Source organism: Micromonospora sp. WMMC415, from assembly GCF_009707425.1.
Lineage (GTDB): Bacteria > Actinomycetota > Actinomycetes > Mycobacteriales > Micromonosporaceae > Micromonospora.
The window spans coordinates 4444510-4470934 of record NZ_CP046104.1; the positions used below are offsets into that span (position 1 = coordinate 4444510).

Below are 26425 nucleotides of genomic sequence, written 5' to 3' on the forward strand. Positions count from 1 at the left end.
CGCCGCCGCTCGTCAGGCCCGCCCCTCGGTACGGCGGCGACGCTCCTCCTGCTCGTCGGCCAGGGCGTCGCTCACCGGCTCCATGAGGTCGTCGCCGGGCACCGCGACCTCCTCCGCCCGGTCCTGCTCGTCGGCCCGCCCGCCGGGCGGCGGCTCGGGCGCCGTGGCGCCACCGGCGAAGCCGTACTCGTTCGGCTCGTCATGTCTGCTCATGGGGTCAACCTCCCGGAACGTCCGCGTTCACCGCCCACCGTCAGCGGCGGTCCGTGATCGTCTTTCCCCGGACGGGGGGCGGATAGTCGCCCGGAAGCGGTCAGGACCGCCCAGAGCAGCCGGCGCAGCGCGATGATCGCCGCGGCCGTGGCCAGGTCCACCCAGCCCTGACCGGCCACGAGCCGGAGCAGGCCGGCGGCGGTGAGCAGGTCCAGCAGCACGCGCAGGGCGGCGCGGCCGGAGCCGGTGCCGACCAGCACGGCCACCCCCGCCACGGCGGCGAGCGCCGTGACGACGGTGACCAGGGTGCTGATCACGCCTCGTCCCGGCCCTGCACCTGCCGCTGCTCCTCGCGGATCTCCCGGCCCAGGAAGTAGTTCAGCGCGGTCCGGATGGCGGCGATGGCGGCCAGCTGGCCGATCTGGGTGAAGGTCGGCGACGCGGCCGTCCGCAGGATGTCCGCCGCGAGCAGGAACTCCAGTCCGAGCGTGAGGGCCCGCCCCAGAGCGAGCCGGATCGGGGTGCACACCTTCGCGGTGCGGTGCCGCAGCCCTTCGACGACGAACCGGGCCGCCGCCCAGACCGCCCCGACGAAGATGATGATCGCGCCGGCGAGCTCCACCGTGGTGATCAGGAACCCGTACCCGTGCCGCAGGACGTCCCCCACCCGCTGGCGTTACCCGTCGGACGGGCGGGTAGTCGGCAGGTCAGGTGAGCTGGTCGACGGCCTCCAGAATCAGCCACAGCCCGCAGACGGCGAAGAGGATCGCGGCGCCGTACCTCACGGTCTTCTCGGGCAGCTTCCGGCCGAGCAGCCGGCCCACGAGGATCGCCAGGGCGTCGGCGGCCACCATGCCGACGGTCGAGCCGATCCACGTGCCGAACCAGCCGTACTGGGTGGCCAGGGTGATGGTGGCCAGCATGGTCTTGTCGCCCAGCTCGGCGAGGAAGAACGCCACCCCGACCGCGACGATCGCCGACTTGCTGCTCTTCTGCGCCTTGCGCCGCTCCTCCTCGGTGAGCACGTCGCCGCGCAGGGTCCACGCGCCGAAGCCGAGGAACGCGACGCCCGCGAGGAGGGAGATCCACTCGGTGGGCAGCGCGGCCCCCAGCCCGTAGCCGATCGCCACCGACGCCAGGTGCACGACGGCCGTGGCGACGGTGATGCCGATCAGCACCGGCAGCGGCTTGAAGCGGGTGGCGAAGGTCAGGGCCATCAGCTGGGACTTGTCCCCCAGCTCGGCGACGAAGATGACGCCGAAGCTGACCACCAGCGCGACGAGGAAACCCTCCATGACATCCTTCCGGATCAGGCCGGGAGGAGGTACGGGGCGCCCTCGACCCGGCTGCACAAGCCTGGGTCGAAGGTCTCGCCCGCCCCGTGGGTGCGGGGCCGCGTGGCCGGGTGCGGAACGCACCAGTGTGTCGACCACGACGTTGGGGGCTACTCCCCTTCGCTGCGCTCACCCTAGCCGATCACCCGAGCGGCGGGGTGCCGGGGGTGAACAGCCGCAACCGGTCAGTCCGCGCGGGCCAGCGTCACCCCGAAGAGGCCGCCGGGATCGGTCCAGAAGTCGTGGGCGGTGAAGCCCGCCCCGGCCAGCTCCGCGGCGATCCCCTCCGGCCGGAACTTCGCCGAGACCTCGGTCCGCAACTCCTCCCCGACGGCGAACGTCACGTCGAGGTCGAGCACCCGTACCCGCATCGGCCGCAGCGCCCGCAGCCGCATCTCGATCCACTCCCGCTCCGGATCCCAGCACGCCACATGGCAGAAGGCCGCCGGGTCGAAGTCGGCACCCAGCTCCCGGTTGATCACCCGCAGCACGTTGCGGTTGAACTCGGCGGTGACACCGGCCGCGTCGTCGTACGCCGGCACGATGACCGCCGGGTCCTTGACCAGGTCGGTGCCGACGAGCAGCCAGTCCCCCGGTTCCAGGGAGGACCGCATCTGGGTCAGGAACTCCCCGCGCTCGGCCGGCAGCAGGTTGCCGATCGTGCCGCCGAGGAACACCACGAGCCGCCGGCCACCGGCGGGCAGCCGGTCGAGGTGGCGGGTGAAGTCGCCGACGATGCCGCGGACCCGGAGGCCCGGATAGTCGGCGGCGATCTCGGCGGTGGACTGCCGCAGGGCGCTCACCGACACGTCCAGCGGGACGAAGGTGCCCAGGTCGCCGTGCCGGGTGAACGCGTCCAGCAGCAGGCGGGTCTTCTCCGACGAGCCCGAGCCCAGCTCGATCAGCGTCTTGGCTCCGGTGACGGCGGCGATGTCGCCGGCGCGTTCGGCGAGCACCGCGCGCTCGGCCCGGGTCGGGTAGTACTCCGGCAACCGGGTGATCTCCTCGAAGAGTTGACTGCCCCGCGCGTCGTAGAACCACTTCGGGGGCAACCACTTCTCCTCGGCGGTCAGCCCGGTGCGCACGTCCTGCCGGAGGCTGCGTCCCAGGTCCTGCTCCTCGAGGTGGATCTCCAACGGCTCCGCGCCCATCTCTGCCCTTCCTGTCGAGGTGTCTCGGTGGGCGGTCACGCCTCCGTCAGGGCGCGGACCCGCGCCCCGGTGGCGGTGGCCTCCACCAGATGCCCGTCCGGCACGTCCTGCCAGCCGGGGTCGTCGTCGTGCGGCTCGGACGCCAGTAGCACCGAGGCCGGCGTCGTGCGGAGCGACAGCGCGTGCCCGACCACGCTCGCCACCACCGTGTGCCCGTCGGTGAGCAGCAGGTTGAGGCGCGACCCGGGTGCCGTCCGGGCCACCGCGACGACCGTCTCGGCGACGGCCCGGGCCGGCTTGATCCCGGACCGCAGCCGGTGCCGGACCAGCGCCCACAGCAGCGCCGAGTCGGTGGCCGCGTCGAGGGTGAGCAGGTCCCGGACGGGCAGCGCGGCGGCGAGCGGGACCATGCTGTCCGGCCAGCCCCGCACCGCGCCGTTGTGGCTGAACAGCCAGCGTCCCTCGGCGAACGGCGCGGCGGCCGAGTCCAGCACCGCCATGCCGACCGTCGCCGAGCGCACCGCCGCGAGCACCGCGCCCGCGGACGTGACGCCGGCGAGCTGCTCGATCGTCGGGTCGCTCCAGATCGGCTGCGCCCGCCGGTAGCGCACCGGCTCGCCGTCGCCCGGGTACCAGCCCACGCCGAAGCCGTCGGCGTTGATCGTTCCGCCGCCGCGCATGTCGCGCGGCGCCCAGGACTGGCGCACCAGCGAGTACGGCGGATCGAACAGCAGCTCCCGCAGGGTGACCGGGGGCCCGAGGTAGGCCAGGTGGCGGCACATCAGGCGCCCACCCTCACGCGTGGGCCTCCTCGGGCGTCGCGTTCCGGGCGCAACGGAACCCGCTGAAGATCTGCCGCCGGATCGGATAGTCCCAGTTGCGGAACGTGCCCCGGCAGGCCGCCCGGTCGGTGCCGAACGACCCGCCGCGCAGCACCCGGTAGTCGTCGCCGAAGAAGACCTCCGAGTACTCCCGGTACGGGAAGGCGGTGAAGCCCGGGTGGCCACGGAAGCTCGTCGAGGTCCACTCCCAGACGTCGCCCATGAGCTGGTGGACGCCCAACGGTGACGCCCCGGCCGGGTACGCGCCGACCGGCGCCGGCCAGAGGTGCCGCTGGCCCAGGTTGGCGTGGTCGGCCGTCGGGTCCTCGTCGCCCCAGGGGTAGCGGCGGGAGCGGCCGGTCGCCGGGTCCCAGCGGGCCGCCTTCTCCCACTCCGCCTCGGTGGGCAGCCGCTTGCCGGCCCAGGCGGCGTACGCCTCCGCCTCGTAAGAGCAGACGTGCACCACCGGTTCGTCGGCGCGGACCGGCGCCCAGCGGCCGAAGCGGCGGTACGCCCAGCCGTCGCCGTCGCGACGCCAGTGCATCGGGGCGGACAGCCCCGCCTGCTGCCGGTGCGCCCATCCGGCGGTGCTCCACCAGCGGGCGTCGTCGTAGCCGCCGTCGGCGATGAACCCCGCGTACGCGCCGTTGGTGACGGGCGCCGCGTCGATCGCGTACGCCGGGAGGTGCACCCGGTGCGCGGGGCGTTCGTTGTCCAGCGCCCACGGGTCGGTGTCGGTGCCCATGGTGAACTCGCCGGCCGGGATCAGCACCTCACCGCCGACCCGTGCCCGCGGCTCGGGCGGGGGCGGGGCGTCCAGGACGGCCGCGCCGGAGCGCAGCTGGTGGGTGGCGAGCATGGTCTCGTCGTGCTGCTGCTCGTGCTGGACGATCATGCCGAAGGCGAAGCCGTCGGCGATCAGCGGGCGGTCTGTGAAGGGCACCCGGTCCAGCAGGTCGAAGACCTTGTCCCGGACCGTCGCCACGTAGGCGCGGGCCTCGGTCGGTGGCAGCAGCGGCAGGGACGGCCGGTCCCGGCGGGGCTGTTTGAACGCGTCGTAGAGGTCGTCGATGTCGTGGCGGACCGGTGGGCGGCCGCCGACGTCGCGCACCAGCCAGAGCTCCTCCTGGTTGCCCACGTGGGCGAGATCCCACACGAGCGGGGACATCAGGGGCGAGTGCTGCCGCATCAGGTCCTCGTCGTCGACCGCGTCGGTCAGGGCGGCGGTGCGGGCGCGGGTGCGGGCCAGTTCCGCCGCGATCCGTGCCCGCACCGCCTCCCCGTCGCGCCGGTCCGTCGTCGTCTCCGTCACCGCTGCCTCCTCCCGGCGGCCGCACGCCGCCGCCGTACGCCTCGGTCGATTTCGTCGTGCAGCGCCGCCGGCAGCCCCAGCCGGGGCAGCGCGACGAGCGCCAGGTCGAACAGGTCGGCGGCGGCGGCCGCGAGGCCCCGGTCGTGCAGGCCGTGGCGGGCCGCCGCGGTCCACCGGTGGGCCTGCGGGCGGGCGAGGGCCTGCGCCGCGTGGGTGGTGGCCGGGTCGGCCAGCAGGGCGGCGACCACCGCCACCGGCACCGTCCACGCCCGCCCCGGCTGCGCGTCGAGGTAACGCAGCTCCAGGTAGCCGCGCGGGCGTACCGGCGGGAACAGCGTGCTCACGTGGTAGTCGAGGTCGTCGGTGGTCGGCGGTCGGGGCAGCGCGCCGGCGAGCCAGTCGGCGAAGGTGACGCCGGCCGGCGGTGTCCAGTCGGGACCGGCGTCGCGCAGGCAGAGCAGCGGCGCGGCGAGCACGTACGCCGTCCAGCTCGCCACCGGGTCCGTGTCGCCCTGCTCCGGCGTCCACACCGGGTGGGTGCGCTCCGGGTCGATGGCGAGCCAGGCGGCCATCCGGGCCGACGCCCAGCCGGTGGGCCGCCCGGCGTGACGGCCGGCCGTGGCGAAGGCCGCGACCAGGGGCGGCCCGATCGCGTGCGCGGTGGCCCACCGGTCCGGGAGGTGCTCCGCCTCCCCGGCGTCGAGGCAGACCTGGAGACCGGCGGTGCTGTACATCATCGTGCGCCCGGCCGGGCCACGCCGGTCGAACACCCGGCGCATCGCGCGGTAACGGGGGGTCTCCAGCACCGCCCGTGGCGGCCGGTGGGGATCGATGCCGTCGCGGCCGAGAACCAGCCCGGCCGGCGCGAGAAGCGCCGACAGTTGGGCGATGTCGGCGTCCGTCGCGTCGACGAGCGCGGCGATCGAGGTGCGTGGAGCGGTGGAGATCTCCACCTGCCCGCCCGGCTCGACGGTCACCGTGCTGCCGTGCCGGAGCCGCTGGGCGGGGCTCGTGCTGTGCAGGGTGCGGGGGCAGTGCGGCCCCAGCGCGGCCCGCAGTCGGTCGGCCTCGACCGGGCGGGCGGGGTCGACGGCGTCGTGCACCGTCCATTCCAGCTCGACTCCGACGTGGCGGGGTGGGCCGGTCTTGAAGCAGATCCGGGCGATGTGGCCCGCGGCCGCGGCGGACGAGCAGAGGACGGTGGCCCGATCCACCTCCGGAGACGTCACCACAGGTTCGGCCCCTTTCGCCGCCCGACGTCCGGTCCGAGCCACCGTAACGCGACCCACCGACATCGGCAGGCGCCGGCGGGCCGACCTCCTTCTGTCTAGCAGACGAACGTCCCGTGTCCGGGGTAAACGCGAACCGGATTCAGGGGGTGGTCGACGCGGTCGGTGTGGGCCCCGACTTGGGCTTCTTCGTCTTCGGGGGCTCCGGCTCGCCGACCCGCTCCCGGCAGTAGTCGGTCACCTGCCCGCGACCGCCGGCCGCGGCGACGAGATCCGCGAAGCCGGGCGTGTCGAGGGCCTTCTCCCGCTGGGCCGGCGACTTCGCCAGGTACGCGCGGCACTGCCCGTCCAACTGGGCGGCCCGCTCGCGGGGTGACGGTGAGCCGGGACCGGTCGAGGGCGCCCCGGCCGTGGGCGTCGGCGGCCCGGACGGCGTCCCGCCCGGCGTGCCGGTGCTGGCGCCACCGCCCGGGGTGCCGCCGGGACCGTCGGTCTCGCCCGGGCCGCTCACACCGGTGGTCGGGGCCGGGCGGGGTGGCGGGGCGTCGGGACGGTCGATGGCGACGGCCGCGAACGCGACACCGGCGGTCGCGGTGGCGGCCGCTCCGGCGGCCCAGGCGAGCACCCCCGCGGTGACCGGCCGACGCCGTCGCCGCGGCTCCGGCGCCGGGGTCGGGGTGGCGCGGGCGGCGCGGAAGGCGGCGAGGGCCGCCTCCTCACCGGCGAGTTCGTCGGGCCGCCCCGGGGCGGCCGCGGCCGACAGGAGTCGGGACAACGGTTCGGCGCCGGCACCCGGGACGGCGTCGGGCGCGGCGTCGAGGAGCCGGTCGAGCGCGGCCCGGTCGGCCCGCGCGGAACGGCGGAAGAACATCCTGAGTCCCCTCACGTCAACCGTCCGCCGGTTCGGCGTGCGGCGTCTGCCGGCGCGCGTCTCGGGGACGAGGTGGGGTCGCATCCTCGGCGGCGGTGGCCGGGGCGTCCTCGCCGCGGCGTTCCAACAGTGCGGCGAGCCGGCGCAGTCCCCGGTGGGCCGCGGTCCGGACGGCGCCGGGGCGCCGGCCGAGCACCCGCCCGGCGGTCTCGGCGTCCAGACCGAGGACGGCCCGGAGGAGGACGGCCTCCGCCTCCCGGGGCGGCAGCGTGCCGATCAGGGCGAGGGCCGCCTCGGTCCCGATGGTCTCGCCGGCCCGCTCGGCCGTGTCCGCGTCGCTGGCCAGGTCGCTCAACGCCTGCACGGGCACGGGGAGCGAGGGACGCCGGCGCTGCCGGCGCAGGTGGTCCATCGCCCGGTTCCGGGCGATGGTGACCGTCCAGGCGCGGAACTCCCCGCCGGTGAAGCTGGGCAGGTCGCGGGAGACCTGCAGCCACGTCTCGGAGGCGACGTCCTCGGCGTCCGCCCCGACCAGGGCGGTCAGGTAGCGCAGGAGACCGGGCTGGAGGCTGCGGTAGAGGAAACGGAAGGCCTGTTCGTCCCCGGCCTGCGCCGCGACGACGGCCTCGTTCAGCTCACCGGTCACGCCGCCCGCTTCCGTTCGGCCCCACCGGGCCGGCACACGCCCGTGGGCGCGACCTCAACCCGGTCCGGCAGCCGGACCTGATCCCGCACCCTCAGCCCCCCGCTGACCTGATCACGCCAGGGCCGCTCGGCCCGACCGTTCGCCTGGGCTCCACCAGGACGGCCCCGCCGTCGGCGTACCGCCGCCGACAACGTCGTGTGGGCCCGAGCCGGGCCAACGCTAGGAGTCGTGGGCCGATCGGACAAGTCGCCCGAGGTCAGGAAAAGAGTGAGAATAATCAACACGATCAGCCGGCGCGTCGCCGTAACGTTACGACTCCTCCGGGCGCTCCGCACGCGGCGCAACGGGCGAACGCGACGTTTGCCCAGGGTAAAGCACGGGTGAAGTCGCTCCCGTCACCGCACGTAGTCGCCCGGTGACAGCGCACCGGAGCCGGACGCTCACCCGACGCCGCGCGAGGGCTGGTGGGCCCGCCCGCGCCGGCCGGCCACGACGCGCCGACCATGCACCCTCTGGGTACGGTAGTGCTGTGTTGTCATCGGAGGTCGTGCTCAGCGGTCGGTACCGCCTGGACGAACGTGTCGCCACGGGCGGCATGGGTGACGTCTGGCGGGGCACCGACCTGGTCCTGGGCCGGCAGGTGGCGGTCAAGGTGCTGCTGCCCGCGCTCGTCTCCGATCCCGACTTCATCGCCCGGTTCCGGGCGGAGGCGCGGATCATGGCCGCGCTGCGGCACCCGGGCATCGTCCAGGTCTTCGACTACGGCGAGGACCAGCTCGACGACGGCAGCCGTGCCGACTACCTGGTCATGGAGTTCGTCACCGGCGAGCCGCTGTCGCGACGGATCGAGGCCGCCGGCCGGCTCGACGTGGCCGAGACCATGTCGATCGTGGCGCAGGTGGCGCAGTCGCTGCACGCCGCGCACAAGAACGGCATCGTGCACCGCGACGTCAAGCCGAGCAACCTGCTGGTGCAGGAGGACGGCAACGTCGTCCTGGTCGACTTCGGGGTGGCCCGCTCGACCAACGTGACCAGCATCACCAGCACCAACGCGGTCCCCGGCACCGCGCTCTACATGGCGCCCGAGCAGGCCGCCGGTCGGCCGGTCTCCGGAGCCACCGACATCTACGCACTGGGCGCGGTGGCGTACTGCTGCCTCAGCGGCAGCCCGCCGTTCACCGGCGACAACCCGCTCCAGGTCGCCGTCCGGCACCTCGACGACGAGCCGCCGGAGCTGCCCCACGACATCCCCGAGGCCGTGCGGGCGCTGGTCGCCCGGGCACTGGCGAAGGACCCGGCGGACCGGTTCAGCAACGGGGCGGCCATGGCGGCGGCGGCCCGGGCCGCCGTGTCGGACCCGTCGGCGGCGACGACGGTCGTGCCCGCGGCGGGCGCGGCGGCGCTGCGCGACGCCGGGCCGCACACCCGCGCCGACGTACCCGTCGCCGCGGCGCCGGCACGCCGACGCGGGCGCGGCCCCCTGGTGGGAGCGGCCACCGCCGTACTGGTGGGGGTCGCCGGTCTGGCGGCGGCGCTGGGCATCAGCGGGGCGGCGGATGCTCCGGCGGGGGTCAAGGTGCCGGAGGCGACGACACCGGTCGACGACGGGACCGGTGACGCGGCGGTGCCGGTGCTGCCGGCGGAGACCACCTCGTCCGCTCCGCAGCGCCCCTACCGGCCGGCCGGGTCCACCAGCCGCCCGTCGCCGTCGGTGAGCCCGTCGCCGACGGGCGAGCCGAGCCCCACGGCCGAACAGCCGACCACCCCGCCCCCGACGTCGGATCCGACGACGCCCGATCCCGAGCCGACCACGAGCGACCCGGGGACGCCCCCGACCACGCCGCCGCTGCCGAACCCGACCACCACGGAGCCGGCGAACCCGACCACCTGACCCGGCGGTGCCGCCACTCGACGGCACCGCCGACCAGGTTTCCGGCGCGTCACTGGGCGCCGAGCGCCTCCACCACCGGCCGGGACAACGCCCGGCGGGCCGGCAGCACCGAGGCGGCCAGCGCGGCGACCACCGCCACGCCGAGGATCAGCCCGAGCTGGCCGAGCGGCAGCACCACCGAGAACCCGTCGCTGAGCCGGCTCAGCAGGGCCATCGCCGCCGCGCTCACGGCGGCGCCCAGGCCCACCCCGAGCACGGCCCCGACCAGCGCGGTCAGCACCGCCTCGACGGCGAGCATGCCCCGCATCCGTCCGCGGGTCAGCCCGACCGCGCGCAGCACGGCGTTCTCCCGGGTCCGTTCGACCACCGACAGGGACAGTGTGTTCGCGACGCCGACCAGCGCGATCACCACGGCGAGGCCGAGCAGACCGGTGACGATCGCGAGCAGCATGTCGACCGTGCCGGTGAGCATCTTCTTGTACGCGCCCTGGTCCATCAGGTTGACCGTCGGGTAACGCACGACGACCGCCTCGATCGCCGCCCGCGCCCGGTCCGGCGTGATCCCACCGGCCGGGTCGATCTCGGCGAGGATTCCCCGCTCGTCCGGGAAGAGGACGGTGAAGTCGGCGTCCACGACGTGGACCACGTGGCCCGCCGGCACCGGGCTGCCCGCGAACGCCGGCCCGCCGTCGGTGACCACGGCGACCACCCGCAGCGGCCGGCCCCGCACGGTGATGGCGCTGCCGGCCGTCCACCCCCGCGCCTCGGCGAGTTCCCGGCCGACGAGCGCCGTGCCGGGCCCGAGCCGGTCCGGGTCCCCGGCGAGCACACCGGTCAGCGTCCGGCCGACCAGCGCGGGATGGGCGGCCCGCACCTCCACGTCCGACCACAGGCCACTGCGCTGCTCGTGGACGACCGCGAGCTCCGGCCGTGCCCGCAGCTCGCCCACGACCGCGGCGGGCAGCGGGCCGCCGATGCCGGTGACCAGCCAGTCCACGCCGATCTCGGCGTCCACGCCGCGTTCGATCCCCGCCTTGGTGCTGTGCGCGCCGACCACGAAGGCGGAGACCAGCCCGATGCCGATCACCAGTGCGGTCGCGGTCGCCGCGATCCGGCGCGGGTTGCGGACGGCGTTCGCCACCGCGAGACCGGCGGTCGCCCCGAACAGCCGGCGCGCCGGCAGACCGAACACCCGGACCAGGGCGGGAACCAGCACCGGTCCGAACAGGACGATCCCGAAGAAGGAGAGCACCCCGCCCGCGGCGACCAGCGGCACCTGCACCGCCGGTCCCGCGGTGAGCAGGGCGGCGATCCCGGCGGCGAGGACCAGCGCGCCCGCGGTCAGCCGGAGCCACCCGGCCCGTCGCGTCGGTTGTACCGCCGCGTCGGTCAGCGCGGCCACCGGCGCCACCCGGGTCCCCCGCCAGGCCGGCGCGAGGGCGGCGCCCACGGTGACCGCCGTGCCCAGGGCCAGGCCCGCCAGGACCGTCGGCGCGGTGATGGTCAGCCCGCCGGGAACCGGCGCGTCGAGCCGCGACATGAGCTGGTTCAGACCACCCGCCAGGCCCACCCCGAACAGCACGCCGAGCGCCGACGCGGCCAGCCCGACCACGGCGGCCTCCAGCACCGCGGCCCGGAACAGCTGCCCGCGGGTGGCCCCGACCAGCCGCAGCAGCGCGGTGCGGCGGGTCCGCTGGGCGAGGACGATCGCGAACGTGTTCGCGATGACGAACGCGGCGACCACCACCGCCACGGCGGCGAAGGTGAGCAGCACCAGGTTGAACTGCTCCAGGTTGCGTACGGCGTCCTCGACCGCCTCGTCGAGGATCCGGGCCCGCGTCTTCACCGTGGCACCGGTGCCCACCGCCACCGCCACCGCGTCCGCGAGACCCGTGCCGTCGCCCGCGGACGCGGCGGCGACGAGGATCCGGTCGTAGCCGCGCTGCCCGGTCACCGCGAGCGCGTCCGCCCCGACCAGGCCGACGAACGGGCCACCGACGTCCCGGGCGGTGCCGGCCACGTCGACGGTGCCGACCAGGGTGTACGGGCGGGCGGCGCCGGCCGCGCCGCCGACGCGGACCGGCGCGCCGACGGCGAAGCCCTCCTCGGCCACGGTCGGCGCGTCCACGACCACCTCGCCGGGACGGTCCGGCAGCCGGCCGGCGACCACGTCGTACGAGCGCAGCGCGGGGTCGGTGGGGATGGCGGCGAGGACCACGTAGCCAAGCACGGGCCGGTCGTCGGCGCCGACGATCCCGCCGGAGCCGAGCAGTTCCCCCTCGGCGGCGGCCACCCCGTCGACACCGCGTACCCGCTCGACGAGCGCGGGAGACAGCGGTTCCGAGCCGGCCGGGTACACGCCGAGGTCGGTGTGGCGGTCGAAGGCGCCCGCCCGGTCGTACGCGCCGGCCCGCATGCCGTCGACGAACATCAGCGTGCCGGCGACGAACGCGACGCCGAGCACGACGGCGAGGGCGGACAGCAGCAGGCGCGGCGCCTCGGCCCGCAACGAGCGCAGGGTCAGCCGGATCACCGGGCCACCGCCTCGGGACGGCGGGCCGGATCGAGGCGGGCGAGGGCGTCGAGCACGCGCTCGGCGGTGGGCTCGGTCAGCTCCGTCACGAGCCGGCCGTCGGCGAGGAACACCACCCGGTCGGCGTGGCTCGCGGCGACCGGGTCGTGGGTCACCATGACCACCGTCTGGCCGAGCGCGTCGACGGCCTCCCGGAGCAGCCGGAGCACCTCGGCACCGGACCGGGAGTCGAGGTTTCCGGTGGGTTCGTCGGCGAACACCACCCAGGGCTTCGTGACGAGGGCCCGCGCCACCGCGACCCGCTGCTGCTGGCCGCCGGAGAGTTCGGCCGGCCGGTGCCGCAGCCGGTCACCGAGGCCGACTGCGGTCACCACCTGGCGCAGCCAGGCCGGATCGGGGCGCCGGCCGGCGAGCGCCAGGGGCAGGACCACGTTCTCCTCGGCGGTGAGCGCCGGCAGCAGGTTGAACGACTGGAACACGAAGCCGATCCGGTCCCGGCGCAGCAGCGTCAGTCCCCGGTCGTCGAGCCGCCCGAGGTCGGCCGTGCCCACGTGGACCGTGCCGGCGTCGGCGCGGTCCAGGCCGGCGAGACAGTGCAGCAGGGTGGACTTGCCGGAGCCCGACGGGCCCATGATGGCGGTGAACGCGCCCGCGGCGAAGTCGACGTCGACCGAGTCGAGGGCGACGACGGCGGCCGGGCCGGTGCCGTAGCGGCGGGTCAGGCCGCGGGCGGTGACCGCGACACCGGCGGTGGCGTGTGCGGGAGGTGCGACGGGCATGTCTGCTCCCCGTGGGTCGGAAGTGTGAACGCTTCCGACGCTATGGACGCCGCGCGGGGGTGGCGTCCACCCGCGCTCTCGATCCCGCTGCGCCCTCGGGCGGTACGGCGGGACCGGCGGGTACGACCTGAGGCGTACGCCGGGTCAGCCGCCGGGCGTGACGAGGCCGCTCTCGTACGCGAGCACCACCGCCTGCACCCGGTCGCGGAGCTGGAGCTTGGCCAGGATCCGGCCGACGTGGGTCTTCACCGTCGCCTCGGCCACGTGCACGCGGTCGGCGATCTCGGCGTTGGACAGGCCCTGCGCGACCAGCAGCAGCACTTCCCGTTCCCGGTCGGTGAGCTGTGCGAGGCGCGGGTCCTCGGCGGGGCCGGGCCCGAGTTGGCCGGCGAACCGGTCGAGCAGGCGGCGGGTGATCGACGGCGCCACGACCGAGTCGCCCTGCGCGACCACCCGGATCGCGGCGAGCAGGTCCTCGGGCGGGACGTTCTTGAGCAGGAATCCGCTGGCCCCGGCCCGGAGCGCGGCGAACGCGTCCGCCTCGGTGTCGAAGGTGGTCAGCACCAGCACCCGTGGGGGGCCGGCGGGCCGGCCGGCACAGAGCCGGCGGGTGGCCTCCACCCCGTCCATGGTGGGCATCCGCAGGTCCATCACCACGACGTCGGCCTCGACGCGGGCCAGGACGCGCAGCGCGTCGGCGCCGTCGATGGCCTCGCCGACCACCTCGAGGTCGGGCTGGGAATCCAGCACCATGCGGAATCCGGCCCGGACCAGGGCCTGGTCGTCGACGATCACCACCCGGACGGTCACGCCGCCACCGCCTCGGCGGTCGGGGTCGACGGCAGCGGCAGCCGCACCTCGACCTGCCAGCCGCCGGCGAGGCGGGGCCCGGCGGTGAGCCGGCCGTCGTACACGCCGACCCGCTCCCGCATGCCGACGAGGCCGTGGCCGCCGGACGGCGCGGGCCGCACCGGCGGCCGGCCCCGCCCGTCGTCGACCACCCGCACGGCGACGGCGTCGGCGGTGTGGTCCAGGGTGACCTCGACGGTGGCGCCGACCCCGGCGTGCTTGAGCGCGTTGGTGAGCCCCTCCTGCACGACCCGGTAGACGGTCAGTTCCAGGCCGGGCGGCAGGGGCGGCGGCTCGCCGGTGACGGTCCGGCGCACCCGCAGGCCGGCGTCGGAGAACCGGTCGAGCAGCGCGGGTAGTTCCGTGAGGGCCGGGCGGCGGTGCTCCGGCTCGACGACCCGGGCGCCGTCGGGGCCGGCCGCCGCCGTCTCGGGCGGGCTCGGCTCCCGGAGTACGCCGACCAGCCGCCGCATCTCCTCGAGGGCCTGGCGGCCGGTGTCGGCGACCACCCGCACGGCCTCCCGGGCGGTCGCCGGATCACGGTCGATCATGAAGCGGGCACCGTCGGCCTGGACGATCATCACGGCCATGCTGTGCGCCACCACGTCGTGCAACTCGCGGGCGATGCGGGCCCGCTCCCCCGCCACGGCGGCCCGCGCCTCGGCCTCCCGCTCGCGCTCCAGGGTCGCCGCGCGCTCCTCCAGGCTGACCACGTAGAGCCGCCGGGTGCGCACGTTGAGGCCGACCAGCCAGACCGCGCCGGTCACCAGCCCGAAGTAGAGGGCGCTCGCCCACCACTCGGGGCCCTCGGTCTGGAGGGCGGCCAGCACCACGCCGACCGCGGCGGCGACGCCGGCCAGGACACCGTCGCGGAGCCGGTCGGCGTACTTCACCACGCTGTAGAGCGCGATCAGCACCGCGATGTCGAACGCCAGCGGCCCCCACCCGGCGATCACCTGCACCAGCGCCAGCGCCGCCACGACGGCGGCGACCGCCGACGGGTGGGCGCGGCGGAACAGCAGCGCCACCGCCATGCCGACCCCGACCAGGGTGGCCCACCACCCGCCGGGTTGGTTCACCACGCCGGTCAGACCGACGAGCACCACGGCCCCGGAGACGAACACGTCGAAGGCGACGCCGCGCAGCGGGCGGCCGAGGATGGTGCGGTCCACGGTCACCCAGCGTACGCGGGCGACGCCCCTGGCCGGGCGGCCAGGTCAGGCGTCGACGATCTCCCGCATCCGGTTGATCTCGACGTTCTGCTCCACGGCGACCGAGTTGGCGAACTCCTGGAGCAGGGGCTCCGCGCCCACCTTCAGCAGGTTGGTGGACATCTCGACGGCGCCGGCGTGGTGGTCGCTCATCATCCGCACGAAGAGCCGGTCGAAGTCGGCGCCCCGGGCGTCGGCGAGCCGTCGCATCGCCTCGGGCGACTGCATGCCCCGCATGGTGCCGTGGTCGTGCCCGGCGACGTCGGCCGGGAGATCCCGGGCCTGGAGCCAGGCCCGCAGCACGCCGATCTCGGGCGCCTGACCGGCCCGGATCCGGTCCGCCAGGGCCTTCACCCGCGGGTCGGCGGCCCGGTCCGGGGCGAGCGCGGCCATCTCCAGCGCCTGCTCGTGGTGCGGGATCATCATCCGGACGTACCAGGCGTCCATCGAGTTGTGGGCCGGCGAGGCCGTGGCCCGCACCTCCTCGGCGGGCCGGACCTGGGCGGACTCCCCCGGTCGTCCGGGCACGACGACCGACGGGCCAGCACCGGCGCTCGATGCGGTCGCGGCCCTCGGCGCAGGTGGGGGGCGGTCGGTGTCGGAGCCCGACCGGAGCAGCGCGGCGACCACGACCAGGAGCAGCGCCACCGTTGTTACGGCGGCCAGCACCCATCTGCCTCGCACGGTCATCCGATACCCCCTGGAGGTCGAGGTCATGGCGATCGTATCCATTCGCGACGGACGCAAAATGTGATCTGCTTCACATAGAAGTTGCTCTAGCAAACAGTACTGTGATGTGAATCATGATCCCCTTCCGGAGGGACTCGCCGATGATCCGATTCTCCGCACCACGATCGGTGCGACGCCTGGCCGGCGTCGCCGCCGCCGGTCTCCTCGTGGCCACCGTCGCGGGCGCCCCGGCCGGCGCCCAGGCGGCACCGGACGAGGTCGCCGCGCAGCAACAGGCCACCGTGGAGGCTGCCGCCGCCGCCCAGCTCGCCGTGGACGAGATCGCCAGCAGCGACAACATGCGGCTGATCGCGAACCTGCCGAAGCAGGCTCCGTTCGACACCACGGCGGCGCTCGGCACCGACATCGCCTTCCAGGGACCCTTCGCCTACGTGGGCAACTACGAAGGGTTCACCATCTACAACATCGCGAACCCCGCCGCACCGAAGATCATGTCGACGGTGCACTGCCCCGGTTCGCAGAACGACATCTCCATCCACGGCAACCTGCTGTTCCTCTCCACCGACTCCTCGCGGAGCGACGACTCCTGCGCGAGCACGTCCCAGTCCGCGACGGTGAAGGACTCGTGGGAGGGCATCAAGGTCTTCGACGTCAGCAACCCGGTGAAGCCGCAGTACATCAAGGCCGTCGAGACGGCCTGCGGCTCGCACACCCACACGCTGGTGCCGGCCAAGGACAAGCAGTTCGTCTACCTGTACGTCTCGTCGTACAGCCCGTCGGCGTCCTTCCCGGACTGCCGGCCGCCGCACGACTCGATCTCCATCGTGAAGGTGCCGGTGAAGTCGCCGACCGACGCGGCGGTGGTGGCCACGCCGAACCTCTTCCCCGAGGGCGGATACACCAACACCAGCGGCTGCCACGACATCACGGTGTTCCCGGAGAAGGACCTGGCCGCCGGCGCCTGCATGGGTGACGGCATCCTGATGGACATCTCCGACCGGGAGGCGCCGAAGGTCGTCCACTCCGTCCGGGACACGGTGAACTTCGCCTTCTGGCACTCGGCGACGTTCAACAACGCCGGCACCAAGGTGGTCTTCACCGACGAGCTCGGTGGCGGCAGCGGCGCGACCTGCAACCCGGCCATCGGACCGAAGCGGGGCGCGGACGCCGTCTACGACATCGTGGACGGCAAGCTGGTGTTCCGCAGCTACTTCAAGATCCCGCGGGAGAACACCGTCAACGAGAACTGCGTCGCCCACAACGGCTCGCTGATCCCGGTGCCCGGCCGCGACATCATGGTCCAGGCGTGGTACCAGGGCGGCATCTCGGTCTGGGACTTCACCGACTCGGCCAACCCGACGGAGATCGGCTACTGGGAGCGGGGCCCGCTCTCCGACACCCAGCGGATCCTCGGCGGTTCCTGGTCGGCGTACTACTACAACGGCCACATCTACTCGAGCGACATCCAGAAGGGCTTCGACGTCATCGAGATCGACCAGGAGTCGATCCCGGGCGCGAAGACGCACCACTACAAGCGGCTCAACGTGCAGACCCAGCCGAGTTACTGACGTTCCGGCGGAGCTGACCGGAACACCCGGGCCCGGCCTTCCCCGCGAAGGCCGGGCCCGGTCGGGTCCGCACTCTATCGATGGTGGTCAGTCGGAGGTAAGGTGTCGCCCAAGCATCATCCCCTTGCGAAGGGCGCCGCCGATGTTCAGATTTCCCTCGCCGCGGTCCCGACGGCTCACCACCGTGAGCCTGGCCACGGCCGGCCTCCTCCTCGCCAGCACGGTCGCCGCCCCACCGGGCAGCGCCGGGGTGGCGACCGCACCGTCCGGGACGGTCGATACCGCGAACACCATCCCCGGTGTCGACGAGATCCGGAGCAGTCCCAACCTGAAGCAGGTCGCCAACCTGCCGAAGGTGGCGCCGCTCGACGCCACGAACAGCGACCTCGCCTTCCAGGGCCGGTACGCGTTCGCCGGCAACTACAACGGCTTCGTCGTCTACGACATCTCGAAGCCCACCGCGCCGACCGTCGTGTCGCGGGTGCTCTGCCCCGGGTCGCAGAACGACATCTCCGTCCACGGTGACCTGCTGTTCCTCTCCACCGACTCGCCGCGCAGCGACGACTCCTGCGCCAGCACGGGCGTGCCGTCGACCGAGACGCGGTGGGAGGGCATCAAGATCTTCGACATCCGCGACAAGGCCAACCCGCGCTACATCAAGAGCGTGCAGACCGCCTGCGGCTCGCACACGCACACGCTGGTGCCGGGCAAGAACCACAAGACGGTGTACGTGTACGTGTCGTCGTACGGACCGTCGGACACGTACGTCGGCTGCCCACGGCCGCACGACTCCATCTCCATCATCAAGGTGCCGGTGAAGTCGCCCACCGACGCGGCCGTGGTGGCCGTGCCGAACCTGTTCCCCGACGGCGGTTTCGAGGGCGTGCCGGGTCAGAAGTCGGCGACCAGCGGCTGCCACGACATCACCGTCTACCCGTCGAAGAACCTGGCCGCCGGCGCGTGCATGGGTGACGGCATCCTGATGGACATCTCGAACCGGGAGGCGCCCCGGGTCATCAACCGGGTGCGGGACACGGTGAACTTCGCCTTCTGGCACTCGGCCACGTTCAACAACGCCGGCACCAAGGTGGTCTTCACCGACGAGTTGGGTGGTGGCGGCGCCGCCACCTGCAACGAGACCGTCGGCCCGAACCGGGGCGCCGACGCGGTCTACGACATCCTCGGGCGCGGCGACAACCGCACCATGGTCTTCCGCAGCTACTTCAAGATCCCGCGGCCCAACGCCGACACCGAGAACTGCGTGGCGCACAACGGCTCGCTGGTGCCGGTGTTCGGGCGCGACATCATGGTCCAGGCGTGGTACCAGGGCGGCATCTCGGTCTGGGACTTCACCGACTCGGCCAGCCCGCGGGAGATCGCGTACTGGGAGCGGGGCCCGCTGAACGCGGAGCGCCTCACCGGCGGCGGCACCTGGTCCGCGTACTGGTACAACGGCTACATCTACTCCAACGACATGGTGAAGGGCCTGGACGTCCTCAAGCTCAGCGACTGGCGCACCTGGACGGCGAACCTGATCCGCTACCGCGAGCTGAACGTGCAGACCCAGCCCAGCTACCTGGGCGGTTAGGCACCGCCCGCACCTCCGGGCCCGGCTCCGCTCGCGGCGGCCGGGCCCGGCCGCGGTCCAGGTCAGGCCATCGGCATCCGGTAGCGCCGCGAACCGCCGGCGGCGGTGGTCAGCCGAACCTCACCGCCGCGCAGGTCGTAGACGACCGACCAGCGGGTGTGCGGCTGGCGCACCTCGGTGAGCAGGGCGGCCGCACCCGCGGCGTCCACCGCACCGCCGGCCCGGTCCAGGGCGGCAGCGATCCGCCCGTACCGGTGGTCGGCGCGCCGGCGCTGCTCCGGCACCCCGACGACCGGTACGTTGGTCAGGGCACGCCACGCGGCACGCCCCCGCTCGACCCGCATCCGTCCGTCGACGAACTCGACCACGGCGCTCGCCCCGGTCGCGTCGGCGAGCAGGTAGTGCAGCGCCGGCCCGCCGGTGAAGTCCAGGTTGTGTCGCGCGAACACGGCGACCGCCTCGTCCACCGTGGCCGCCCGGTCCAGGACGAGCCGCTGGATCCGGACCGACCCGACGGTGGGCTTGCCCGGGTCGCGGATCGCCCGGGCTCCGTCGTCGGCGGCCAGCCCGATCGCCAGCCCCCGCTCGTTCATCCCGTCGAACGGCAGCAGCGGCGCGTCGAGCAGCCGCCGGTCGCCGGCCGGGTCGGTGCCGACACCGAGGTACGAGATGTCGACCACCGAGATCGACGCGTACCCGTCCGGCGGGTCCGCGCGCAGTACCAGCGCCGGGTTCGGATCCCAGTCGAAGTTGCGGGCGAACAGCGGCCGGGCGCGGTCACCCGCCGCCACGAAGAGCGAACAGCCGAACGGTTCCGCCTCCGGGCTCGCGTCGGTGCCGACGGTCGGGTCGTAGGCCCCGACGTACGTCATCTCGTACAGCGGCAGGTCGTCGACCCGCCGGAGGCTGGCGAGGGTCGCCGCGGCCTGGCCGGCGTCCTGGCGCGAGGCGGTCCCAGAGGCCGCCGGCGCCCCGGCCGGCGCGGGGGCGCCGGCCGGGGCCGGCGGCGCGGAGCACGCGGTCACGGCGATCAGGAGGGCGGCGCCGGCGCCCGGAATCTTCCGCCACATGCTTGTTCGACGCCCTGGACCGTACGGTCGGTTGCCGCGCGGGTGGGTCAGCCGGGGATGCGGTCGAGCTGACGGCGGATCGCCGCCGGATCCAGCGCCGGGCGACCGCCCGGGTGCCCGACGGTGGCGCCGGCCGCCGCCACCGCCAGCCGCGCCGCCCGGTCCCGGGGCTCGCCGGCCAGCAGAGCCCGGGTGAGCGCGGCGACGAAGGCGTCCCCGGCCCCGGTGCTGTCGACCGTCGGTGTCTCGCTCAGCGGCACGAACAGCTCGCCGTCGGGCCAGACGAAGGCGTTGCCGACGCCGGCCACCTCGACCGCCGTCAGGGAGGGACCGCGGCGCACGAGCGCCCGGCCGGCGGCGAGCCCCGCGTCCGCGTCCTCCGGACGGTCGCCGGTGATCTGCTCGGTCTCCCGCGCGTCCGCGCGCAGCACGTCGGCGAGCACCAGCAGTTCGGCCGTGGCGGCCGGGTCGGACGGCGCCCCGTCGAGGACGACCATCGCCCCGCCGTCACGGGCGGTACGCGCCGCGGCCAGGGCCGCCGCCGGTGGCTGTTGGAGCTGGACGAGGACGGCCCGCGCGGCACGCAGCGAGGTGGCCGCCCACGCCACGTCGTCGGGCGTGACCAGCACGCCGTCCGGCAGGTCCTCCAGGTAGCGCCAGTGGCCGCACCCGTCGACGACGTCCACGATGAGTCCGGTCCGGACGCCGCGCCGGCACCGTACCGTGCCGACGTCGATCCCGTCGGCCCGCGCCTGGGCCAGCAACCGCTCGCCGACCTCGTCGTCGCCGATCACGGCCAGCAGGCCCACGGCCGCGCCGAGCTGGGCCAGCGCGACGGCCTGGTTGGCGCCCTTGCCGCCCAGCATCTCCCGCCGGCGCCGCACGGGCGCGCTGCCGCCGGCGTCCGGGACCTCGTCGACCAGCAGGACGAGGTCGCGGGCCAGCTGCCCGACCACCATCACGTCCGGTGCCCTCACGCGCTCCCTGTACCCGGCGCGGCGGCCCGCACTCCCGCGGACGACTGGAACGCCCGCGTCGGCCCCGGCCGCGGCGGCCGGGACCGATGCCCCGTCGGCCGTCAGCGCCGACCTCAGTCGCGGCGGACCGGCAGCTGGAGCTCGGTCACCCCGGCCGACGGGTCGTCGGCGCAGTACTCCACGTACAGCTCGCGGGCGTAGCCGTCCGCCCGCCAGCCGTTCTCCTCGATCCAGCGGGCCAGGACCTGCATGGTGCCCTCCACCTCGTCCATCGGACCGTGGTGGATGATGGTGGCCGCCGCCGGCACCGCCGGCAGGTCGACGACCGCGAAGTCGCGGGCCCGGTCCGGGTCGACGGCGACGCCGACGCCCGCGTGCACGACGACGTTCTCCCGCTCGCCGGCCGGTTCGTAGTACGCCAGACCGGGCCCGGTCGGCGTGATCCCGGCCGCCTCCAGCCGCCGGAACAACTCCGGGTAGAGCGGCTGGATCACCGGACCGATGTCCGGGGTCGCGTAGCTGGGCGCGACCGCCGTCAGCTCGGCGACGCGGACCTGCGGGATCTCCTTGAGTACGACGTCCTGGTTGGTCATGCCGCCCTCCTTCTCGATGGCCCGGAGCCGCGCCTCGATCCCCGCCAGCCGGGCGGTGTCCGCCGCGACCTGCGCCTCCAGTTGGGCCCGGCGCAGCCGCAGCATCCCCCGCAGCTCGGCCACGTCGAGCGCGTCGTCGAGGATCACCTGCACCTGGGCCAGGGTGAGGCCGAGGTCCTTGAGGGCGATCACCCGGTTGAGCCGGCGCAACTGCACGGCGGTGTAGTAGCGGTACCCGGTGTGCGGGTCGACGGCGGCCGGCCGGAGCAGGCCGATGCTGTCGTAGTGACGCAGCATCCGCACGGACACCCGGCCGAGCCTGGCGAAGTCTCCGATGGTGAACATGGTCCCTCCACGGTCGGCCCTGACACGGTGTCAGAGTCAACCCGCGGATCAGAGCGGGTCACCCCGGCAGCGGCGCGCCGTCCCCCCGGTTGCGGCGGGGCCCGACCAGCCGGCGCACCACCGGCACGGCGTTCCACCTCGCCGCGCCGACCAGGTCCCGGGCGTGCTCCAGCATCGTGTAGTCGGGCCGGGCCCGGCCGGCGGCGAGCGCCCGGTCCAGGTCGTTGCCGCAGCGGGTGAGCACACTGTCGAAGTCCCGGCGCACCGGCTCCAGAAGGTCGTAGCGGAACGACCGGTGCAGTCGGGCGAACAGCGGTTTGTACAGGCGGGCGCGCTCGTGCAGGCCCGAGGAGTACGACATCGGGTTCTTCGGCCGGCGCCGGATGTAGTCGGGCAGCAGGTCGGCGAACGCGCGGCGGACGATCCACTTCTCCTGGCCGTCGCGCATCGTCAGCCCGACCGGCAGGCGCATCGCCAGCTCGACCACGCTCAGGTCGAGGAACGGCACGCGGGCCTCCACGCCGTACGCCATGCTGGTCCGGTCGACGCGCTGCAACTCCGTACGGCAGAGGTTGCGGATCTTGTGGAGGAAGAGCCGGCGGGCCGCCTCGGGGCCGACCTGCTGGTACATGGGGTAGCCGCCGAACAGCTCGTCCGAGCCGTCGCCGGTGAGCGCCACCTTCACGCCGAGCTCGCGCAGCCGCCGGAAGAGCGGCACCGACACCACCGCGTTGATGATGTCGCCGTACTCGGTGAGCTCCGAGATGCGGATCGCCTCCCGGATCTCCGCCAGCCGGATGTCGCGCGGGCGCAACTCCACCACCTCGTGCGGCACGCCGAGGTCCCTCGCCAGCCGCCGGGCGTACGCCACGTCGGGGCTCTCCGGGACACCGACGGTGACGGCGACGCAGTCCGGGTGCAGCTCGCGCACGTGGAGCAGCGCCAGCGAGCTGTCCAGCCCCCCGGAGAGCACCACGCCGACGGTGAGGTCGGTGTCCACCCGCCGGCGGATGCTCTCGGTGAGAGCGGCACGGACGAGCAGGGCGGCCTCGTCCGGGTCGTCCACCGGCGGCAGTCCGTCGCCGAGGGTGAGCAGGTCGACGTACGGGCGAAGCCGGACCGGCAGCGCCACGTCCGCCCAGCCGTGGTGGCCCGGCGGCACCTCGCCGATCGGGGTCCCGAAACCGGCCAGGGCCTTGACCTCACTCGCCACGTGCAGGCATCCCGGCGTGCGCGTCCAGTACAGCGGCTTGACGCCGAGGGGATCGCGCACCAGGTAGACGCGACCGCTGGCCCGCTCCACGATCGCGAAGGCGTACTCACCGCGCAGCCGCGAGACCATCCCCTCGCCCCACCACAGGTACGCGGCGAGCACCACCTCGGTGTCGCTGACGCTGCGGAAGCGGTGCCCGAGCGCGGTCAGCTCCGCCCGCAGCTCGTCGTGGTTGAAGACCTCGCCGTTGTAGCAGAGCACCCACGCCTCGTCGTCGGACACCCAGGGCTGCACGGCCCGGTCGCGGTCCACCACCCGCAGCCGGCGGACGCCGGTGAGCAGGCCGGTCTCGTACCGGGTCTCGGTCACCTCGCCGCGCGTCTGCAGGGTGGCCAGCATGCGCCGGAAGACACTCGGGTCGGCCTCGGGGCCGATGCTCAGCGTGATGCCGCACATCGGCTCAGATCCCCATCTCGGCTTCGTACGCGCGGCGCAGGCGGTGGCGGGCCGCGGGCGCGAGGCACACGTGCCAGGCCTGACCCTCGTCGACGACGTTGACCTCGCCGGCCCGCTGCCGGGCGAGCAGCAGGTCGGCGAGGGTGTCCCGCACCCCGAACCGCTCGAACCACGTCACCTCCACGTCCACCGCCCAGCCGAGGCAGTGCCCGCTCGGCACCATCGCCGCGTACCCGAGCCGGCGCAGCCGGTGCTGGTGCTCGACGCTGCGGACGAGGCTGGTCACCCAGAGCGGCGGGGTGGCGGCCGGGGTACGGGCGGCGAACTCCCGGCCGATGTCGTTCAGCAACGCCACGACCTCCCGGCGGGTCCGGCGGAACAGCAGGCCGGCCGTGCGCGGGGTGGCGCCGGGGAAGACGCGGCGGCGCACCGCCCGCACGCCCCGGCCGAGCAGCGTGGCGGGCTGCTCCTGGTACCGGAAGCGCAGCAGGTCGCGCCGGCGCAGCCACTCCAGGTCGACCAGGTCCGGGCTGCCGTTGACCTGCTCGTCGGTGAGGTACGTGGGCGCGTCGCGCCACCACATCACGTCGATGCGGGACAGCAGGTAGATCCGGACCAGGGTAGCGAGGTCACCGGCGGAGCTGCGCTCGTTCGGCACGTACCGGGCCATCTCGAGCAGCAGCGTCTCGCGGGCGCCGACCAGGCCCTGCGGGGTGGCGTCGAGCACCGCGGCGAGGGCCGGTTCGCGCAGCCGCTGGTCGACCAGCACCTGCCGGGCGGCGGCGCAGGACGTGTCGGCAAGCGCGCCGATCTCGACCAGCAGGTCGGCGACGGCGGCGCGGTACGCGTCCAGGTCGGGCTCGGTGGCCGGGAGGCGGCGGTGCGACACGGCGGGTGCGCGCCGCCGGGCCGGCGCGGTGGGCGAGGAGGGAGGACCGGGCTGGTGTCCCGGGCTTCGACTGGGCACGCGCATGGTCGGGTCCTCTCTCCCGTCACGGCATCACGGTGTACGTCACCCTGTGTCACACCGTAATCACGCGCAGCGGTCAAAGCCCGAACAATCCTCCTATCTTCCCCGCAACGGAGTCAGGACGGCCGCCCCGGCGCGAACGGCTCCGCCCCGGACACCGGACTCAACCGCTGCACCTCGGCGTACGAGGGCGGTTCGGTCGACGCCGGCCGACCCGAGACGGCGGTGTCGAGGGCGTCCAGCGCCGCGCCGAGCGCCGCCCGGAACAACAGCGACCCCGTGCTGACCCGGGCCACCCCGAGGGCACCCAGCTCATCGAGCGTCGGCCCGCCCGGCCGGTACAGCACGTTCAGCGGCCCCTCGATCGCGGCGGCGAGCACGCCGACGGTCCGCCCGTCGAGGGCGCCGGGAACGAAGATGCCGTCCGCGCCCGCCTCCCGGTAGGCGCGTGCCCGGTCGAGGGTGGCCGGCAGCGGATCCGGGACACCGAGCCACCAGGTGTCCGTACGCGCGTTGACGAACAACCCGGGCGCTGCCGCCTTGACCGCCGCCACCTTGGCGGCGGTAACGTCGGGCGCACCGAGACTCCCGTCCCCGCGGCCGTCCTCGATGTTGACGCCGACCACGCCGAGCCCGGCCAGCTCGGTGGCGAGGTCGGCGACGGCCGACGGGTCGTCGGCGTGTCCGGCCTCGATGTCGACGGTCAGCAGCACCGGCAGCGGACGGAGCAGCCGGGCCAGCCGGAGAGTCTCGGCCCGGGTGGCCGCCGCCGCGTCGGGCAGGCCGGCCGCCGCCGCGACCCCCAGGCTGGTGGTCCCGACGGCCGGGTGGCCCCGGGCGGCGAACGCGGCGGCGCTCGCGTGGTCCCAGGCGTTGGGCAGCAGCAGGGGCCGGTCGCCGTGGTGCAGGGCGTGGAAGGCGGCGCAGCGGGCGGTCACCGGACCTCCACCTCCAGCCGGGTCGGGACGCGCAGCAGCGGGTGCGGTTCGTGGTCCGCCGGGCCGGGGACGAGGCGGCAGCGGTGTCGCAGCACCTCCACCACGCCACCGGCCAGCGCGAGGGCATGGCGTTCGCCCGGGCAGCCGCGCGGCCCGGCTCCGAACGTCACCGGCAGCCCCGTACGGCCGGGCAGCAGGCGGTCCGGGTCGGCGACGACCGCGGGATCCCGGTTGGCGGCGTCGAAGCGGAGCAGCACCGGATCGCCCGCAGCCAGGTGGCGGCCGGCGAGCCGGACGGACGCGGTGGCGACCCGGCGGGTCCCGCGGACCGGCGGGTCGAGCCGCAGCACCTCCGCCAGCAGGGCGGCGGTCGACACGGCCGGTGGCGTTCCCAGGCCGTGCCGGACGGCCGCGCCGATCAGTCCGGCCGTGGCGTCGCACGCCTGGACCAGCACGCCGAGCCGGTTCGCCGCCACGTCCGGCGCGCTCGGCGGCAGCATCGCCAGCAGCGCGGTGACCGCCCGGTCCGCCGCCGCGATCCGTGGCCCCTCGACGCCCGGATGCCAGGCAGCGGCGACCGCCGTCACCGCGGGCACCGCCGCATCGGGGTCGGCCAGGCCGAGCCGGATCGCCAGCACCCGCAGCGGTCCGCGCCGCGCGAGCGCGGACATCACCTCCAGCCGGTCGCCGGCCCCGTCGAGGACCTGGTGGGTCAGCCGGGCCGCTGCCGTACGCAACTCGTCCGGGTCGAGCGCGGCGAGCACGGCCACCCCGATCGCCCGCCGGTCCGGATGCCGCTGCGGGGCGCTGAACCGGCTGACGGTGCTCCGCAGCCAGGCCAGGGTTCCGGCCGGGCCCGCGTCGGCGACCGGGACCTGGAAGGCCGGATCGGTGAGGACCGCGCGCACGTCAGCGTGCCGGGTCACCAGCCAGCCGCTGTCCGGGTCGCGGACGGGCGGCCCACAAGCGGGCGTACCGGGCGGCGGGGCGATGAGGAGATCGTCGGTCACCGCCCGACCGTAGGCGCCGATCGCTTCGGCGCCCGCCGAACCGTCCGCCCGCCCCGCACCCTCGCGGAGCCCCCCGCGTGCCGCCGCGCCCGCGTGGCCGGCCGGCGCACAACGTCGGGGAAGTTGCTGCCTCCTTCCGTGGCGAGGCCGCAACCTTTCCCGAAACT

The 26425-nt window shown here is 74.6% G+C and carries 25 protein-coding genes; 3 read left to right on the forward strand and 22 right to left on the reverse strand.

Annotated features, from left to right (window positions below):
* Positions 1-12 precede the first annotated feature (12 nt).
* From GKC29_RS20960 to GKC29_RS21005, 10 genes are all read right to left on the reverse strand, one after another.
* Complete coding sequence (locus GKC29_RS20960; RefSeq protein ID WP_155332442.1) at positions 13-213, reverse strand: hypothetical protein; 201 nt, start codon at positions 211-213, stop codon at positions 13-15.
* Positions 210-530 carry a hypothetical protein gene (locus GKC29_RS20965; RefSeq protein WP_155332443.1) on the reverse strand — a complete coding sequence of 107 codons (321 nt, stop codon included), beginning with the start codon at positions 528-530 and terminating at the stop codon, positions 210-212. The genes GKC29_RS20960 and GKC29_RS20965 overlap by 4 nt, the downstream gene beginning before the upstream one ends.
* Entirely contained in the window at positions 527-880 is a 354-nt protein-coding gene (locus GKC29_RS20970; RefSeq protein WP_155332444.1) for a DUF1622 domain-containing protein, read from the reverse strand. The genes GKC29_RS20965 and GKC29_RS20970 overlap by 4 nt, the downstream gene beginning before the upstream one ends.
* 40 nt (positions 881-920) lie before the next feature.
* Positions 921-1508, reverse strand: coding sequence for a TMEM165/GDT1 family protein (locus tag GKC29_RS20975; RefSeq protein ID WP_155332445.1), 588 nt, complete (start codon positions 1506-1508; stop codon positions 921-923).
* A gap of 224 nt (positions 1509-1732) precedes the next feature.
* Complete coding sequence (egtD, locus tag GKC29_RS20980) at positions 1733-2698, reverse strand: L-histidine N(alpha)-methyltransferase (RefSeq protein ID WP_155332446.1); 966 nt, start codon at positions 2696-2698, stop codon at positions 1733-1735.
* Positions 2699-2733: 35 nt separating this feature from the next.
* Positions 2734-3480 (reverse strand): ergothioneine biosynthesis protein EgtC, encoded by a 747-nt coding sequence (egtC, locus tag GKC29_RS20985; RefSeq protein WP_155332447.1) that lies wholly within the window; start codon positions 3478-3480, stop codon positions 2734-2736.
* A 13-nt stretch (positions 3481-3493) separates the two neighbouring features.
* Positions 3494-4831: an ergothioneine biosynthesis protein EgtB gene (egtB, locus tag GKC29_RS20990; RefSeq protein WP_155332448.1), complete on the reverse strand. Its 1338-nt coding sequence runs from the start codon at positions 4829-4831 to the stop codon at positions 3494-3496.
* The gene (egtA, locus tag GKC29_RS20995; RefSeq protein ID WP_155332449.1) at positions 4828-6063 is read right to left on the reverse strand and encodes an ergothioneine biosynthesis glutamate--cysteine ligase EgtA; all 1236 of its coding nucleotides are present in this window, start codon (positions 6061-6063) and stop codon (positions 4828-4830) included. Before egtA ends, egtB begins: the two co-directional genes overlap by 4 nt.
* Before the next feature lie 139 nt (positions 6064-6202).
* Positions 6203-6931 (reverse strand): hypothetical protein, encoded by a 729-nt coding sequence (locus tag GKC29_RS21000; protein ID WP_196255679.1) that lies wholly within the window; start codon positions 6929-6931, stop codon positions 6203-6205.
* 16 nt (positions 6932-6947) lie between these two features.
* On the reverse strand, positions 6948-7577 hold the full coding sequence (locus tag GKC29_RS21005) for an RNA polymerase sigma factor (protein WP_155332450.1): 630 nt from the start codon (positions 7575-7577) through the stop codon (positions 6948-6950).
* Positions 7578-8106: 529 nt separating this feature from the next.
* On the opposite strand from GKC29_RS21005, the gene GKC29_RS21010 reads away from it, so the two are divergent.
* Positions 8107-9468: a serine/threonine-protein kinase gene (locus tag GKC29_RS21010; RefSeq protein WP_155332451.1), complete on the forward strand. Its 1362-nt coding sequence runs from the start codon at positions 8107-8109 to the stop codon at positions 9466-9468.
* Positions 9469-9517: 49 nt separating this feature from the next.
* Here GKC29_RS21010 and GKC29_RS21015 read toward each other — a convergent pair whose 3' ends face one another.
* The 5 genes from GKC29_RS21015 to GKC29_RS21035 all read right to left on the reverse strand — a co-directional run bounded on the left by GKC29_RS21015 (position 9518) and on the right by GKC29_RS21035 (position 15530).
* Positions 9518-12001 (reverse strand): ABC transporter permease, encoded by a 2484-nt coding sequence (locus GKC29_RS21015; RefSeq protein WP_155332452.1) that lies wholly within the window; start codon positions 11999-12001, stop codon positions 9518-9520.
* A complete protein-coding gene (locus GKC29_RS21020; protein ID WP_155332453.1) occupies positions 11998-12780 on the reverse strand; it encodes an ABC transporter ATP-binding protein in 783 nt (260 codons plus the stop codon). Before GKC29_RS21020 ends, GKC29_RS21015 begins: the two co-directional genes overlap by 4 nt.
* A gap of 144 nt (positions 12781-12924) precedes the next feature.
* Positions 12925-13590, reverse strand: a complete 666-nt coding sequence (locus GKC29_RS21025; RefSeq protein ID WP_155332454.1) for a response regulator transcription factor — start codon at positions 13588-13590, stop codon at positions 12925-12927.
* A complete protein-coding gene (locus GKC29_RS21030; RefSeq protein ID WP_155332455.1) occupies positions 13587-14807 on the reverse strand; it encodes a sensor histidine kinase in 1221 nt (406 codons plus the stop codon). The genes GKC29_RS21025 and GKC29_RS21030 overlap by 4 nt, the downstream gene beginning before the upstream one ends.
* A 39-nt stretch (positions 14808-14846) precedes the next feature.
* Entirely contained in the window at positions 14847-15530 is a 684-nt protein-coding gene (locus GKC29_RS21035) for a DUF305 domain-containing protein (RefSeq protein WP_155332456.1), read from the reverse strand.
* A gap of 140 nt (positions 15531-15670) precedes the next feature.
* On the opposite strand from GKC29_RS21035, the gene GKC29_RS21040 reads away from it, so the two are divergent.
* Together GKC29_RS21040 and GKC29_RS21045 are read left to right on the forward strand one after the other, a co-directional pair.
* Positions 15671-17098, forward strand: a complete 1428-nt coding sequence (locus GKC29_RS21040) for an LVIVD repeat-containing protein (RefSeq protein ID WP_155332457.1) — start codon at positions 15671-15673, stop codon at positions 17096-17098.
* Positions 17099-17240: 142 nt separating this feature from the next.
* The gene (locus GKC29_RS21045) at positions 17241-18686 is read left to right on the forward strand and encodes an LVIVD repeat-containing protein (RefSeq protein WP_155332458.1); all 1446 of its coding nucleotides are present in this window, start codon (positions 17241-17243) and stop codon (positions 18684-18686) included.
* Positions 18687-18748: 62 nt separating this feature from the next.
* Here GKC29_RS21045 and GKC29_RS21050 read toward each other — a convergent pair whose 3' ends face one another.
* The 7 genes from GKC29_RS21050 to GKC29_RS29650 all read right to left on the reverse strand — a co-directional run bounded on the left by GKC29_RS21050 (position 18749) and on the right by GKC29_RS29650 (position 26258).
* Positions 18749-19756 carry a carcinine hydrolase/isopenicillin-N N-acyltransferase family protein gene (locus GKC29_RS21050; RefSeq protein WP_155332459.1) on the reverse strand — a complete coding sequence of 336 codons (1008 nt, stop codon included), beginning with the start codon at positions 19754-19756 and terminating at the stop codon, positions 18749-18751.
* A 47-nt stretch (positions 19757-19803) separates the two neighbouring features.
* Positions 19804-20733 carry a PfkB family carbohydrate kinase gene (locus GKC29_RS21055; protein ID WP_230688738.1) on the reverse strand — a complete coding sequence of 310 codons (930 nt, stop codon included), beginning with the start codon at positions 20731-20733 and terminating at the stop codon, positions 19804-19806.
* A 113-nt stretch (positions 20734-20846) separates the two neighbouring features.
* Complete coding sequence (locus GKC29_RS21060) at positions 20847-21671, reverse strand: MerR family transcriptional regulator (RefSeq protein WP_155332460.1); 825 nt, start codon at positions 21669-21671, stop codon at positions 20847-20849.
* 58 nt (positions 21672-21729) lie between these two features.
* Positions 21730-23340: an asparagine synthetase B gene (locus GKC29_RS21065; RefSeq protein WP_155332461.1), complete on the reverse strand. Its 1611-nt coding sequence runs from the start codon at positions 23338-23340 to the stop codon at positions 21730-21732.
* 4 nt (positions 23341-23344) lie between these two features.
* A complete protein-coding gene (locus GKC29_RS21070; RefSeq protein WP_155332462.1) occupies positions 23345-24313 on the reverse strand; it encodes a DUF5715 family protein in 969 nt (322 codons plus the stop codon).
* A gap of 113 nt (positions 24314-24426) precedes the next feature.
* Complete coding sequence (locus GKC29_RS21075) at positions 24427-25248, reverse strand: isocitrate lyase/phosphoenolpyruvate mutase family protein (RefSeq protein ID WP_155332463.1); 822 nt, start codon at positions 25246-25248, stop codon at positions 24427-24429.
* Complete coding sequence (locus GKC29_RS29650) at positions 25245-26258, reverse strand: cytochrome P450 (protein ID WP_230688739.1); 1014 nt, start codon at positions 26256-26258, stop codon at positions 25245-25247. Before GKC29_RS29650 ends, GKC29_RS21075 begins: the two co-directional genes overlap by 4 nt.
* Positions 26259-26425 lie beyond the last annotated feature (167 nt).